The organism is Bradyrhizobium zhengyangense (genome assembly GCF_022012435.1).
Taxonomy (GTDB): Bacteria; Pseudomonadota; Alphaproteobacteria; order Rhizobiales; family Xanthobacteraceae; genus Bradyrhizobium; species Bradyrhizobium zhengyangense.
Genome location: NZ_JAKLUA010000013.1, coordinates 12,874 through 27,020, shown reverse-complemented (window position 1 = coordinate 27,020; position 14,147 = coordinate 12,874). Strand labels below are relative to the sequence as shown.

Sequence of the window (14,147 nt, the reverse complement as noted above, 5' to 3'; positions counted from 1 at the left end):
AGCCCGGTCAGAGCGGATGCAGCACGCGGCGCAAAAAGTCCTGCGTGCGCGGATGCTGGGGCTGGTTGAGCAGCGTTTTCGCCGGCCCCTGCTCGACGATGATTCCACCGTCGATGAACAGCACGCGGTCGGCGACGTCGCGGGCAAAGCCCATCTCGTGGGTGACCACGACCATGGTCATGCCGTCGTCGGCGAGCTTGCGCATGACGCCGAGCACGTCGCCGACCAGCTCGGGGTCGAGCGCCGAGGTCGGCTCGTCGAACAGGATCGCCTTGGGCTGCATGGCCAGCGCGCGCGCAATCGCGACACGCTGCTGCTGGCCGCCGGAGAGCTGCGGCGGGTGCGCGTCGGCCTTTTCGGCGAGCCCGACCTGGGCGAGCAACGCACGCCCGCGCTCGGTCACCTGGGCACGCGGCTCTTTCTTCACGAAGAGCGGACCTTCGATGACATTCTCGAGCACCGTCCGATGTGGAAACAGGTTGAAGCGCTGGAACACCATCGAGACCTGGGTGCGGATGTTCACGATCGACGGCGCGTCGCGGTCGACCTTCAGGCCTTCGACGCTGATGTCGCCGCGATCGTAGCTTTCCAGCCCGTTGATACAGCGCAGGATGGTGGACTTGCCCGAACCCGACGGGCCAATGATGCAGACCACCTCGCCCTTTTCGACCTTCGCCGTGATGCCCTTGAGCACCTCGTTCTGGCCAAAGCTCTTGTGGACGTCGCTCAACTCGATCATTTCTTGCCCGCCCGCTTCTCGAAGTGACGGACCAGCAGGATCAGCGGGATGCTCATGGTGAGATACATCAGCGCAACGAGCGTGAACACGTTGGTGTTCTTGAAGGTCGAGGATGCGATCAGCTTGCCCTGCAGGGCAAGCTCAGCGACCGTGATGGTGGAAGCTTGCGAGGAGTCCTTCAGCATCATGATCATGACGTTGCCGTAGGGCGGCAGCACGATGCGTACCGCCTGCGGCAGTATCACGCGGCGCATGGTCAACCACCAACCCATGCCGATCGACTGGGCCGCCTCGATTTGTCCCTTGTCGATGGCCTCGATGCCGGCACGGAAGTTTTCGGCTTGGTAGGCCGAGTACGCAATGCCGAGCCCGAGGATGGCAGCCTGCAAGGCTGACAGCGTGACGCCGAGATCGGGCATCACGAAGTAGAGATAGAACAACAGCACGATGATCGGGATGCCGCGGATCACATTGATCAGGCTGGCGCTGAGCATCGACAGCGCCTTGATGCCGGAGACCCGCATCATCGCCCAGATCAGGCCGAGCACCGTCGAGAGCAGCAGCGAGCCGATCGTGACGATGATCGTCAACGCGACGCCGTTCATCAGGATCGGGAAGAACTCGACAGCGTCGTGCCAAAAGCCTTTCATCGGAAAGCCTGCGATCAGCCTCTATCAGCTTTGCGCCTTCTGGCCCCATTTTTCGAGGATCTTGCCGATGGTGCCATTGGCCTTGAGCTTCGCCAGCGAGGCGTTGATCTTGCCGAGCAACTCGGTTTCGCCCTTGCGGACCCCGATGCCGACCGAGCCGACGGTGACAGGCTTGTAACCGTCGACGAGCCGCACCTCGGGGAAGCCGCCCTGCTTCAGATTGTAGGCAAGGATTGGATAGTCGGCGTAGCCGGCCTTGAGGCGGCCGGTGTTCACGTCGCGCAGGATGTCCGGAATCGTGTCGTAGGCCTTCACGTCGGCGAACAGGCCGGACTTCTTCAGCGCATCGACGAAGGCGGTGCCGACTTGCGCGCCCACCGTCTCGCCCTTCAGATCATCCTGCGTGGCATAGGCCTTGGTGTCGCTCTTCGGGACGACCAGGCCTTCGCCATAGGTGTAGATCGGGTCGGAGAAGTCGACGACTTCCTTGCGTGGCGCAGTGATGAACATCGCGGCCGCGATGATATCAATCTTGCTCGAGGTCAGCGATGGGATCAGTGCCGAGAACTGCATCGGCTCGATCTGCACGTTGAAGCCGGCGTCCTTGCCGATCTCGGTGACGAGATCGACCATGATGCCCTGAATCGAATTGGTCTTGGTGTCGAGGAAGGTGAAGGGAATGCCCGTCGGCGTCGAGCCGACCTTCAGCACCTGCTGCGCCGACGCCGGCGTCACCGCAGCAATTGCGAGCGCCGCGACCGCGGCCAGACCAAAACGCTTTAACGCCATCGCATCCCCCTTTGGGTCCGGCCGATGACGGCGCTCGCAGACGTCTTGATCGCAGACGTTGCGGGCCAAGCCGTTTCGGCCTATTTTCACCAATATGAAAATTTGGTCACACTTTCGCCGACGATGCAAGCGGTTTTCATGCACATGAAGGAAGCGTTTTGACGTGAGCGGTGGCAAGAGAATGCGCAAACCGGCTGTCGCAAAGCCGGCCAGGAATGGCAACAAGAGCGGGAAGAAGGCTACCGCGAAGCCGACGGAGCCCGCAATGGACGTCGCGGTCGGCCGCCGTATCCGCGATCTCCGGCGTGTCAGGCAGTTTTCGCTCGAAACGGTCGCGGCGCGCACCGAGCTTTCGATCGGCTTCCTCAGCCAGATCGAGCGCGGCTTGTCGTCGCCGTCGCTGCGCGTGCTGGCAACGCTCGCCGACGTGCTCGGCGTTGGCATCGCGGCTTTGTTCGGTGCGAGCCCAAGTGCCGACGGCGCCTCCGACCAGGTGGTGACGCGCGGGCTTCAGCGGCCGGAACTGAAACTCTGGCGCAGCGGAATTTCGAAGCAATTGCTGAGCGCTGCGGGCAGCGACAACCGGCTCAATTTATTCCTGGTGCATATCGATCCCGGCGGCTCCGCGGGCGACGAGCTCTACACCCATGACGGCGAGGAAGCCGGCCTCGTGCTCGAAGGCGAGATGATGCTGACGGTGGACAGCGAAACGTGGTCGCTGAAGGCAGGCGACAGTTTTCGTTTTGCCAGCCGAAGGCCGCACCGGTTTTCGAATCCTGCGCAGGAGACGAAGGCCGTGGTACTGTGGGTGAATTGCGTGACGGGGGCGGGATAAGCTCACGGTCATTCCGGGGCGATGCGAGGCATCGGACCCGGAATCTCGAGATTCCAGGTTCGCCTCTTCGAAGCGCCCCGGAATGACAGCATCAATCACCCAAACCGGTGCTGATACCGGTCCACCGTCAGCGCGCTCACATCCACCTCCGGCTTCTTGCCCGAGAGCATGTCCGCGAGCACGCGCCCCGAGCCGCAGGACATGGTCCAGCCGAGCGTGCCGTGGCCAGTGTTGAGGTGGAGGTTGGCGTATTGGGTCGGGCCGATCACTGGCGGGCCATCCGGCGTCATCGGGCGCAGGCCGCTCCAGAACGTCGCCTTGGAGAGGTCGCCGCCGCGCGGAAACAGATCGGTCAGGGAGTGATCGAGCGTGGCGCGGCGGGCGCCGTACAGCTTGGTCGAGAAGCCCGAGATCTCCGCGGTGCCGCCGACGCGGATGCGATCGCCAAGGCGCGTGATCGCGACCTTGTAGCTCTCGTCCATCACGGTCGATTCCGGCGCGCCGGAGGCGTCCTTGATCGGCACCGTGATCGAATAGCCCTTGACCGGATAGACCGGCAGCGCGATGCCGAGCGGCGCGGCCATTCGTGACGAATAGCTTCCGAGCGCGAGAACATAGTTATCGACCTGCAACATCCCGGCGCTGGTCGCGACACCGCTGACGCGTCCGCCATCCGTGACGATACGGTCGATGCCGGTATTGAACATGAAGCGCACGCCGAGCGCCTGGGCATGCTTGGCCAGCGCCTGCGTGAACATGTGGCAGTCGCCGGTCTCGTCCTGCGGCAGGCGAAGGCCGCCGACGAATTTTTCCTTCACACCTGATAGCGCCGGCTCGACCGCGATGCAGCCTTCGCGGCTCAACGTCTCGTAAGGCACGCCGTATTGCTTGAGCACAGCGACGTCTTCGCCGGTGCCGTCGAGCTGCGCCTGGTAGCGGAACAGCTGCAGTGTGCCTTTCGAACGTTCGTCATACTGAATGCCGATGTCGCGGCGGAGATCGCGCAGAGAATCGCGGCTGTACTCCGCGATCGGAATCATCCGGCTCTTATTCACCGCATAGCGCGCACTGGTGCAGTTGCGCAGCATCTTGAGCAGCCAGACCCACATCACAGGATCAAGCTTCGGCCGGATCACTAGCGGGCCGTGCTTCATCAAGAGCCATTTGACCGCCTTCACCGGCACGCCGGGGCCGGCCCATGGCGAGGAGTAGCCGGGCGACACTTCGCCGGCATTGGCAAAAGAAGTCTCAAGCGCCGGCTCGGGCTGACGATCGACGACCGTCACCTCGTGGCCGGCACGGGCGAGATAGTAGGCAGAGGTGACACCAATGACACCGCTGCCGAGGATCAGAACTTTCACGCTTGGTCAAACTCCCGCGGCATCATGCTCGCCGATGCATCATTGCTGCAAAGAGCAATTATCAGGCCACCTTCTTGATGGCATCGCCTAGGATCGAGACGATCTGGTCGATGTGGCTCTTCTCGACGATGAGCGGAGGCGACATCGCGAAGCTGTCGCCGCTCATGCGCAGGTAAAGGCCGGTGTTGAAGCAGTCGACCATGACGTCGTAGCCGCGCGCGCCGACGGCGCCCTCGCGCGGGGCGAGCTCGACCGCGCCCATCAGGCCGCAATTGCGGATGTCGACGACGTTGGGCAGGCCCTTGAGCTGATGCAGCGCATCGCGCCAGTATTCGGCCATCGACGCACCGCGCGTCAGCAGGCCCTCGTCCTTGTAGATGTCGAGCGTCGCAATGCCGGCAGCGCAGGCGGTTGGATGCGCGGAATAAGTGTAGCCGTGGAACAGCTCCATCTGGTTCTCGGGGCCGACCATCAGGCCGTCATGCACCTTGCGGCTGGCGAACACCGCACCGCAGGGGATGGTGCCGTTGGTGATGCCCTTCGCCGTGGTCATCAGGTCCGGCGTGACGCCGAAGAAATTAGCGGCGAACGGCGTGCCGAGGCGACCGAAGCCGGTGATGACTTCGTCGAAGATCAGCAGGATGCCGTGCTTGTCGCAGATCTGACGCAGGCGCTGCAGATAGCCCTTCGGCGGCGGCAGCACCGCGGTCGAACCCGGCACCGGCTCGACGATGACGGCAGCGATGGTCTCGGCGCCATGCAGGCCGACCAGACGCTCGAGATCATCGGCGAGCTCGGCGCCGTGCTCGGGCTGATCCTTGGCGAAGGCGTTGCGGGAAAGATCATGGGTGTGGCGGATATGGTCGACGCCCGGCAGATGCGTGGCGAAGGCGCGGCGGTTGGCGACCATGCCGCCGACCGACATGCCACCGAAGCCGACGCCGTGATAGCCGCGCTCGCGGCCGATCAAGCGGGTGCGGCTCGACTGGCCGGTGGCACGATGATAGGCCAGCGCGATCTTCAGCGCGGTGTCGACCGATTCAGAGCCGGAGTTGGTGAAGAAGATTCGGTCGAGGCCCTTCGGCGCGATCTCGGCGAGCCGCTCGGCGAAGTCGAAGGCCAGCGGGTGCCCCATCTGGAAGGCGGGCGCGAAGTCCAGCGTCATCAACTGCCGCTCGACGGCGGCGGCGATCTGCTTGCGGCCGTGGCCGGCATTGACACACCAGAGGCCGGCGGAGCCGTCGATCACCTTGCGGCCGTCGACGGTGGTGTAATGCATGCCCTCGGCCGAGGAGAACAGGCGCGGCGCCTTCTTGAACTGGCGATTGGCCGTGAACGGCATCCAGAACGAGTCGGTCTTGATAGTGTTCGGAATCTGATGAAGGGTCACGGGCCACGCTCCTTTGCTGACGGCATAGCAGAGCCACGGCTTCGATAGCGCAACAAGTCCTTTTCTGGTGACCTGCAAGCCATTGATTTTCCTGGGTAGCCGGTCCATATTTGCGCGATCCGCAACACTTGCAACAGGGGCCAGAGGCATGAGCGTCGACATCGGTGGACGGCTGCGATTCATCCGGGCCCGCCAGAAGCTGTCGCAGCGGGAGCTCGCCAAGCGTGCCGGCGTCACCAATTCGACGATTTCGCTGATCGAATCCAACCAGATGAACCCGTCGGTCGGCGCGCTCAAGCGCATCCTCGACGGCATCCCGATGGGGCTTGCCGAGTTCTTCGCATTGGAGCCGGAGTCCAGGCGCAAAATCTTCTACCGCGCCGAGGAGCTGACCGAGGTCGGCAAGAAGCCGATCTCGTATCGGCAGGTCGGCGACAATCTGTTCGGCCGCAGCCTGCAAATCCTGAAGGAGTGCTATGAGCCCGGCAGCGACACCGGGCGCGTGCACCTCGTCCACGACGGCGAGGAAGGCGGCATCGTGATATCGGGCAAGCTCGAAGTCACCGTCGAGGACGAGCGGCGCATCCTCAATCCCGGCGATGCCTACTATTTCGAAAGCCGCCGCCCGCATCGCTTCCGCTGCGTCGGCGGCAAGCCGTGCGAGGTGATCTCGGCCTGCACGCCGCCGACGTTCTAAGGCGCGATCGCGACCTCCGCAATCATACGGAGCACCGGCATCTTACGGAGCTTGAGCCAGCTCAATTTCCGCGGACCGAGCCGCTATATATTACGAGATGTAGCCGAGCAGCCTCGCGCAAAGGTGCTGAGGTTATGGCCCCGGACTCCTAGGCGCTCCGGGGCCGCTTCGTAACAGGGCTCGCGATGAAGACCACCCTCGCCAATGCAGAAGCCGCGCTCGACGAAGTTCAGCGCGATACCAGAAAGCTCCATTCGCGGGAGCTGCGCGCGGCCATCGAGAAATACATCGAAGAGCAGAGAGAGCAGATCAAGGCGCTCCGCCGAATGATGAACTGATCCGGCCGCCAGGGCGGACGCGACGTCACGCGGCCTCCTGAACCGGAAGGATGCAAGCGGCGACCAAGGAGCAGATCCGAACCTGCTTTGACCACGAGCCGCCCATGTCCAGGCCTGTCCGCCTCGCGCTGCTTGCAGCCGCGTTGCTCAGCTCCGCCACTGCCGACGCGATGGACGATTTCATGCGCGCCAGCAGCAGCGGACCGCTGGCGATGACGTTCTGCGCGAAAAACTCCGACGGCAGCAAGATCGAGGGCGGCGCGAGCAAGTTTTGCAAGGCCAACGGCTACGACAAGCACGTTGCTGCGGTCGAGGCATCGTTTGCGGCGGCCATCGCCAAGGCACCGGCAAACGTTCGGCCCCTGTTCAAGCGCGACCAAGTCTGGTTCAACGAGATGATCCAGGAAGCCGCCTATACCGTCGAGGAAGCCGACGAGGCCGAGCTGCGCCAGAACATGACCAACGTGCTGCGCCAGCGCGCGACCGTGCTGGATGACCTCGCGCGCGGCTTCGGTCGCAGCGGCCTGACCGGCGGCTGGGCCAACGCCTTTGGTGGCATCACCGTCGCGGCGACCGAGACGGGCAGCTATCGTCTCGATGCGGAGCTGAACTCCGATTATGGCAGTGACAAGCATTGGCACTGCACGCTCACGGCAAACGTCAAGGCCGGCGCAGACGGCTGGCTCGCAGGCGTCACGGTCCCGACACAACCATCCGAGCCCGGCGCAAAACCTGCCGATCCGATTTCGATCAAATTGCGGCGCCAAGGCGACACGCTCCGCGTGGTGATCCTGGCAAGCGAGGAGCAATGGTCGTTCTCCAACGATCCGGATTGCGATCGCCTCGGCCAGGTGACCGGCACCTATTTCGCGAGCGCCAAGCAGAATGGGACCGACAAGATCGATACCGCTTTCGTGTCTCCGACGTTCGACTGCACTCGCCCTGAAACGGCGACCGACGAGGAAATCTGTGCCGACCCGGATCTGGCCGCGAACGACCAGCGGCTGAACCGTGCATGGAAAGCGCTGTTGCCGCGGCTGGACGAAGCAACGCGACGCGGGTTGACGGACGACCAGCGCCACTGGGTGAGCGCCCAGTCTCTGCAATATCCCGAATTCCTGCATCCCGCATGGGAGAAGCAGACATCGGCGATGCATTACACGGTGTTTGGACGCGACCGTCTCGACAGCCTGCAACGCGAGCGCATCGCGCTGCTCGAAGGCTTCGACGACAAGCGCGCCGGCCTCGCCGGCACCTGGCTTGCCTATAACGCCGTCATCAGGATCACCGTGGACAAGGACGGTTCGGTCGACGCCCAGGGATGGAAATGGTCGCAGGCTGACTGGAAAGGCGGCTGTGACTACGAGATCAGCGGCGACATCAAGGGCGGCACGTTCCAATCAAGCGAGCAGCGCAAGAACCCTGATACGCTCGAACGCGACCATGGCATGCTCGTCGTCAACCGGCTCGACGACGTTTTTGCCAGGAAACGCGAGGGCAAGAACGACAACGCCGACGACGAAGCGAAATGCAAGCGCAACACCACGATCTCCTCGACGGCACGGCTGTTTCCGGCAAAGCCGTCCGAAGACATCGACAAGCCGACGAGTGCGATACGCTAAAACGCGATGAGATTCTGGTGAATCATCATCGCGCTTTGCGGCAGCATCGATTGTCGGACCTCAGCGCTGCGTCAGCAGCTCCTCGATCCTGATCGGGAAGCGGCGCACCCGCACGCCGGTCGCATGCCAGACGGCATTGGCAACCGCGCCGGCACTGCCGGTGATCCCGATTTCGCCAACACCCTTGATGCCGAGCGCATTCACATGCGGATCGTGCTCCTCGACCGTGATCACATCGAGCGGCGGCACGTCGGCATTCACGGGAATGTGGTACTCGCCGAGATTGGCATTCATGATCCGGCCGCTGCGGCGGTCGGTGATGGCTTCCTCGTGCAGCGCGAAGGACATGCCCCAGATCATGCCACCGAACAGCTGGCTCTTCACCAGATGCGGATTGACGATGCGCCCCGCCGCGAAGGCGCCGACCATGCGGGTGACACGGATCTGGCCAAGCTCGGGATCGACCTTCACCTCCGCGAACACCGCGCCATGTGCGTGCATGGCATACTCTTCCATCGCCGCCGGGTTCGGTGCGCCGGTGCCGCGCGCCTCGACCTCGGCAACGCCGGCGCGCGCCAAGATCTCGCTGTAGCTCTCGCTGCGGCTGTCGTCGTCCCGCCGGATCAAGCGGCCGTCGCGCGCGATCACACCGGTATTGCCGGCGCCGAACAGCGGCGAGCGCTCATCATTGGTGGCGAGGTCGGCGAGCTTTGCGATCACGGCCGCACCGGCGCTGTGGATCGCAGCACCCGCGGTCGCCGTGTGTGCCGAGCCGCCGGCGATGCCGGCATCCGGCAGGTCGGACGTGCCGGCCTTGAAGTTGACGCTGTCGATATCGAGGCCGACCGCATCGGCCGCGATCTGGGCCAGCGCCGTCCAGGCGCCCTGCCCCATATCATGCGCGCCGATTTCCATCGCGCCGGTGCCGTCACGGCGGATCGCCGCGCGCGCTTCAGCCTGGAACATCAGCGCGGGGAACGTCGCGGTGCCCATCCCCCAGCCGACCAGCAGTCCGGCATCGTCGCGCATCTGTCGCGGCCGGAGCGAGCGCTTCGCCCAGCCGAAACGCGCCGCGCCCTGATCGTAACAGGCACGCAGCGCTTTCGAGGAAAACGGTTTTCCGGTGATCGGCTCGACCTCGGCATAGTTCTTCAGGCGGAAGGCGAGCGGATCCATCCCGCAGGCCCAGGCCATCTCGTCGATCGCACTTTCCAGCGCGATCGAGCCCGTTGCCTCGCCCGGCGCGCGCATGAACAGCGGCGTGCCGGTGTTGACGCGCACGGCGTCATGCGAGGTGCGAATCGCAGGCGCCGCATAGAGCGTGTGCGAGGCATCAGCAGCCGGCTCGTAGAAATCGTCGAACGTGCTCGACACAGTGCGCGCGTGGTGATCGAGCGCGGTCAGGCGACCTTCGGCATCAGCCCCAATGCGCAAGCGCTGACGCGTCGGCGCACGATGACCGACCGGGCCATACATCTGCTCACGGCGCAGCACCAGCTTGACCGGCCTTCCGACCAACTTTGCCGCCATGATGCCGAGGACCGGAGGACCGGCCATCAGCCCCTTCGAGCCAAACCCGCCGCCGAGGAACGGGCTGCGGATGTGGATCTTGTCATGCGCAATGCCGAACAGCTCGGCGACGCGCGCCAAGGACAGCATCAATCCCTGGGTCGGCATGTCGATCTGAAGATGATCGTCGTTCCAGTGAGCTACGATCGCATGCGGCTCCATCGCATTGTGATATTGCGCCGGCGTCTCGTAAGTCGCATCGATCTGCTTGTCGGCTGACGCAAGGCCTGCTGCGACATCGCCATGATGATTCTCCGAGGGATTGCCGACGCCGACGACGGGAGGCACGTAACTCTTGCCCGCATCAAGCCCGACCAGCGCGGGCAGCGTCTCGTAGCGAGGCGCCAGCAGCACCGCGCCTTCCGTCGCCGCCTCGAGTGTCTCGGCGATCACGACGGCGATCGGCTGGTTGGCGTAGCGGACCTCGTTGCCCTGCAGCACCTCCATCCGGAACACGAACGGATTGGTCTTGATTTCAGGATCGATCGCGAGCTGCGGCTTGTGATCAGGCGTCATGACATCGACCACACCCGGATGACGCTTGGCAGCAGCGACATCAAGCGAGGTGACTCGGCCATGCGCAATGCTGGCGACGGCGATCACCGCGAACAACATACCGGGCGGGTGATTGTCGGCGGCGTAGGTCGCCTCGCCCTTGACCTTGAGCACGCCGTCGCGGCGCGTCAGCGGCTGGCCGATGCTCGAGCCGTGACGAAGATGCGCGGGAGCGCTGGTGAGATTGAGCTCAGGCATGAATGGCTCCAGAGGTCGAAGCAAAGGGAGATGCCGGCAGCGCGGGGATGCGCGCGGGCGTCCCGGCAGCGGCAAGGGTCAGCGCGCGCATGACGATGCGGCGCGCCAGCTCGATCTTGTAGGCGTTGTCGCCGGACGGTTTTGCGTCGGTCAGCGCGCGCCAGGCGGCTTCCTGGAAGGCATCTGCGGTGGGCGCGACGCCTTTGAGGACATCCTCCGCGGCCCGGGCACGCCACGGCTTTGCTGCAACACCGCCGAGAGCAAGCCGCGCATCTGCGATCTTGCCGTTCTCGATCCGCAACGCTGCCGCAGCCGAGACAATGGCGAACGCATAAGACGTCCGCTCGCGGACCTTGAGATAGCGCGCATGCGCGGCAAACCCGCGCGCCGCGGGCGGCAGGCGCACCGCGACGATGAGGTCGCCGGGCTCGAGCGCAGATTCACGCTCGGGCGCATTGCCGGGCAAGCGATGTAGTTCGTCGAGCGCGATCTCGCGACGACCGTTCTTGCCTTCGATCTCAACGATGGCGTCGAGCGCGACCAGCGGCACGCAGAAGTCTGAGGGGTGCGTCGCGATGCACCTGTCGCTCCAGCCAAGCACGGCATGGGTGCGGTTCTCGCCGTCTCGGGCGTCGCATCCGCTGCCGGACTCGCGCTTGTTGCAGCGGCTGGCGGTGTCGTAGAAATACGCACAGCGCGTCCGCTGCAACAGATTGCCGCCCACCGTCGCAGCGTTACGCAATTGCGCAGACGCGCCGGAGAGCAGCGCTTCCGCGACGGCCGGGTAGGCCTTCGCAAACTCAGCATCATACGCAAGATCGGCATTGCTCACGAGCGCACCGACCCGCAACGACCCGTCCGCGAGGCGCTCGATTCGATCGAGCCCGTCGAGATGGGTGACGTCGACCAGCCGGTCCGGACGGCTGATATTACCTTTCATCAAATCGAGCAGATTGGTGCCGGCGGCAAGATAGACAGCGCCCGGCTGGGCGGCGGCGGCAACGGCTTCGGTGACCGTCGCGGGCCTGACATAAGCGAACTGTTTCATGCGGAGCGCCTCTGGTTGGTTTCGTCGGCACCGGCCTGAGCCTCGAGCACGGCATCGACGATACCGGCATAGGCGCCGCAGCGGCAGAGATTGCCGCTCATGCACTCGCGGATGCGTTCGGGATCATTGCCGGCCTGGGCTTCCCGCATCATGCCGATGGCACTCATGATCTGGCCGGGCGTGCAGAAGCCGCACTGGAATCCATCATGGGCGATGAAGGCGGCCTGCACGGGATGAAGCTGGTCGCCTCGAGCGACGCCTTCGATGGTCAGGATGTCGGCGCCATCATGACTGATGGCGAGCGCAAGGCAGGAATTGATACGCTTGCCGTCAACGAGAATGGTACAGGCGCCGCACTGGCCGCGGTCGCATCCTTTCTTGGTTCCGGTGAGATGCAGGCGCTCACGCAGGAGATCGAGCAGCGTGACGCGCGGATCGTCGAGGACGAAGTCGCGCCGCGCACCGTTCACGGTGAGGCTGATGGAGTGGTTCATAAAGGGCTCCGATCAGATATGGACATGGCTCATCGTTCGGCGCGCCACCGCCGTGGCCACCGTCGATATCGCGCCAGCCCGGACATGTTCCGGGCCGACACCCGCGAAGATACGGAGGCACCCTCCGCTTAACAAGGGCCCCCCGAAAATATTTGGAATTCGTCAAAAGCCCGTGGGCTGACAACGCGATGCAGCAGGCTCGGGGTTCAATCTAACCAATTCGTGATCTACATTGCCTGATATGGACGACCACACCGACCAGACCCGAAAACCCCGTGCCGATGCCGTGCGCAATCGTGAACGCGTGCTCGAAGCGGCCAAGCTCGTGTTCAACGCGGGCGGCCCGGAGGCGAGCCTCGAGGCCGTGGCCAAACGCGCCGGGGTCGGCATCGGCACCCTTTACAGGCATTTCCCGACGCGCGAGGATCTGTTCGAGGCGGTGTACCGGCGCGAAGTCGAGCAGCTCAGCGAGTTCGCCGAGCAGTTGAAGAACGCCAAGGACCCGGTCGATGCGCTCAGGCGCTGGCTCTGGTCAGGTGTCGAGTTCGTTGCCACCAAGAAGGGCATGGTCGCAGCCTTGGCACTTGCGGTGCAGAGCGGGTCCGAGTTGCATGCTTTTTCCTTCGAGCGCCTGACCAAGGCGGTCGGCTCGCTGCTCGATCGCGCAGTCGCAGCCGGCGCAATGCGCGCCGATATCAGCCCCGAGGATTTGCTGCGCGCGTTCTTCGGCATGTGCTACATGCACGACCAGCCCGGCTGGCAATCCTCGGTGCTGCGGATGCTAGACGTATTCGTAGACGGATTGCGCGTGCAGCCCGTCGCAAAGGCCAAGACACGTACCAACACGCGCACAGCCAAACCGGCGAAGGCGGCGGTGAAACGGAAGCGGTAGCACGTCCGTATTTCCCCAGGTCGTGTTAGCGTCAGTATCGCCGGGATATCAACGCGGAGCCTGTCATGCGCATTGCAGCCTTGGTCGTCGCCCTCACCATTGCCCTGAGTCCCCTCGCCGCGCGCGCCGACGATGTCTCGGCGGCACAAGACGCGATCCGCGCGCAGGAGCAGGCCTTCATCCATGATGATGCGAGCGCCGCCTATTCCTATGCCGCACCGGCGATCAAGCAGATCTTCCCCGCACCCGATATTTTCATGTCGATGGTGCAGAACGGCTACGCGCCGGTGTACCGCCACAAGAGCTTTGAGTTCGGCGACAGCAAGACCGAGGGCAGCTCGATTGCCCAGCGCGTCCACATCATCGATGCCAATGGCGAAGCCTGGGAAGCGCTCTACACGCTGGAGCAGCAAGCGGACGGAAGCTACAAGATCACTGGCTGCTCGCTGCTGAAGGCGGGACAGGCGGTTTAAGCCGCCTCGAGCATCAAGGATATCACGGTCGCGATGGCACCCAAGGTGATGGCCGTGTCGGCGACGTTGAAGATGGCGAACGACCAGGCCCGGTAGGAGAGATGGACGAAGTCGACCACCGAGCCGATCCGGGCGCGGTCCAGCATATTGCCGAGCGCCCCGCCGATGATCAGGGCCAGTCCAGTGGCCAAGATCGACTGGCGCGCCGGCACGCGGCGGAGCCACCAGGCCAATAATCCGCAAGCGAGGAGCGACAGGCCAACCAGCGGCCAGCGCTGCGCATCGCCGGCGAGCCGCAGGAAACTGAACGACACGCCTTTGTTGTAGGACAGCAGAAAGTCGATCGACGGCAATGCGCCGGACGCGAGAATGATCATCGGTCGATCCGGCTCCAGTAAACCGACGGCGAGCCGTTTGGTGCCCTGATCCAGCAGCACGACAACAATGATCAGCCAGATCCACCGGCGTGACGGCGCCAGCGGCATGGTCAAAGTGTT

The 14,147-nt window shown here is 64.1% G+C and carries 15 protein-coding genes; 6 read left to right on the top strand and 9 right to left on the bottom strand.

Annotation, left to right across the window (positions count from 1 at the left end; translation table 11 throughout):
- Window positions 1-7 precede the first annotated feature (7 nt).
- Genes L6637_RS30245 through L6637_RS30235 form a run of 3 tightly spaced genes read right to left on the bottom strand, consistent with a single transcriptional unit; the run spans window position 8 to window position 2,178 of the window.
- Window positions 8-739 carry an amino acid ABC transporter ATP-binding protein gene (locus L6637_RS30245; RefSeq protein ID WP_237872741.1) on the bottom strand — a complete coding sequence of 244 codons (732 nt, stop codon included), beginning with the start codon at window positions 737-739 and terminating at the stop codon, window positions 8-10.
- Window positions 736-1,389, bottom strand: a complete 654-nt coding sequence (locus L6637_RS30240) for an amino acid ABC transporter permease (protein ID WP_237865203.1) — start codon at window positions 1,387-1,389, stop codon at window positions 736-738. The genes L6637_RS30245 and L6637_RS30240 overlap by 4 nt, the downstream gene beginning before the upstream one ends.
- A gap of 24 nt (window positions 1,390-1,413) precedes the next feature.
- On the bottom strand, window positions 1,414-2,178 hold the full coding sequence (locus tag L6637_RS30235) for an ABC transporter substrate-binding protein (protein WP_237865201.1): 765 nt from the start codon (window positions 2,176-2,178) through the stop codon (window positions 1,414-1,416).
- Window positions 2,179-2,359: 181 nt separating this feature from the next.
- Between L6637_RS30235 and L6637_RS30230 the strand changes: the two genes are divergently transcribed.
- Entirely contained in the window at window positions 2,360-3,013 is a 654-nt protein-coding gene (locus L6637_RS30230) for a helix-turn-helix domain-containing protein (RefSeq protein WP_237865199.1), read from the top strand.
- Window positions 3,014-3,108: 95 nt separating this feature from the next.
- Here L6637_RS30230 and L6637_RS30225 read toward each other — a convergent pair whose 3' ends face one another.
- Together L6637_RS30225 and aptA are read right to left on the bottom strand one after the other, a co-directional pair.
- Window positions 3,109-4,374, bottom strand: a complete 1,266-nt coding sequence (locus L6637_RS30225) for a D-amino acid dehydrogenase (RefSeq protein ID WP_237872740.1) — start codon at window positions 4,372-4,374, stop codon at window positions 3,109-3,111.
- Between the two features lie 61 nt (window positions 4,375-4,435).
- Window positions 4,436-5,764, bottom strand: coding sequence for an omega-aminotransferase AptA (gene aptA, locus L6637_RS30220; RefSeq protein ID WP_237872739.1), 1,329 nt, complete (start codon window positions 5,762-5,764; stop codon window positions 4,436-4,438).
- A gap of 148 nt (window positions 5,765-5,912) precedes the next feature.
- Between aptA and L6637_RS30215 the strand changes: the two genes are divergently transcribed.
- From L6637_RS30215 to L6637_RS30205, 3 genes are all read left to right on the top strand, one after another.
- Entirely contained in the window at window positions 5,913-6,461 is a 549-nt protein-coding gene (locus L6637_RS30215; protein ID WP_237865193.1) for a cupin domain-containing protein, read from the top strand.
- Window positions 6,462-6,646: 185 nt separating this feature from the next.
- Complete coding sequence (locus L6637_RS30210) at window positions 6,647-6,799, top strand: hypothetical protein (RefSeq protein WP_164934218.1); 153 nt, start codon at window positions 6,647-6,649, stop codon at window positions 6,797-6,799.
- 104 nt (window positions 6,800-6,903) lie between these two features.
- Window positions 6,904-8,421: a lysozyme inhibitor LprI family protein gene (locus L6637_RS30205; protein WP_237872738.1), complete on the top strand. Its 1,518-nt coding sequence runs from the start codon at window positions 6,904-6,906 to the stop codon at window positions 8,419-8,421.
- A gap of 60 nt (window positions 8,422-8,481) precedes the next feature.
- Here the strand turns inward: L6637_RS30205 and L6637_RS30200 are convergent, their stop codons facing one another.
- Genes L6637_RS30200 through L6637_RS30190 form a run of 3 tightly spaced genes read right to left on the bottom strand, consistent with a single transcriptional unit; the run spans window position 8,482 to window position 12,285 of the window.
- The gene (locus L6637_RS30200) at window positions 8,482-10,743 is read right to left on the bottom strand and encodes a xanthine dehydrogenase family protein molybdopterin-binding subunit (protein ID WP_237872737.1); all 2,262 of its coding nucleotides are present in this window, start codon (window positions 10,741-10,743) and stop codon (window positions 8,482-8,484) included.
- Entirely contained in the window at window positions 10,736-11,791 is a 1,056-nt protein-coding gene (locus L6637_RS30195; protein WP_237872735.1) for an FAD binding domain-containing protein, read from the bottom strand. The genes L6637_RS30200 and L6637_RS30195 overlap by 8 nt, the downstream gene beginning before the upstream one ends.
- Window positions 11,788-12,285, bottom strand: a complete 498-nt coding sequence (locus tag L6637_RS30190; RefSeq protein ID WP_237865185.1) for a (2Fe-2S)-binding protein — start codon at window positions 12,283-12,285, stop codon at window positions 11,788-11,790. Before L6637_RS30190 ends, L6637_RS30195 begins: the two co-directional genes overlap by 4 nt.
- A 241-nt stretch (window positions 12,286-12,526) precedes the next feature.
- Between L6637_RS30190 and L6637_RS30185 the strand changes: the two genes are divergently transcribed.
- Both L6637_RS30185 and L6637_RS30180 read left to right on the top strand, forming a co-directional pair.
- A complete protein-coding gene (locus L6637_RS30185) occupies window positions 12,527-13,177 on the top strand; it encodes a TetR/AcrR family transcriptional regulator (protein WP_237872868.1) in 651 nt (216 codons plus the stop codon).
- Between the two features lie 65 nt (window positions 13,178-13,242).
- Window positions 13,243-13,650, top strand: a complete 408-nt coding sequence (locus tag L6637_RS30180) for a DUF4864 domain-containing protein (RefSeq protein WP_237865184.1) — start codon at window positions 13,243-13,245, stop codon at window positions 13,648-13,650.
- Here L6637_RS30180 and lspA read toward each other — a convergent pair.
- Window positions 13,647-14,135, bottom strand: coding sequence for a signal peptidase II (gene lspA / locus L6637_RS30175; protein ID WP_237872734.1), 489 nt, complete (start codon window positions 14,133-14,135; stop codon window positions 13,647-13,649). The two genes, L6637_RS30180 and lspA, sit on opposite strands and share 4 nt — an antisense overlap.
- Window positions 14,136-14,147: the final 12 nt, after the last annotated feature.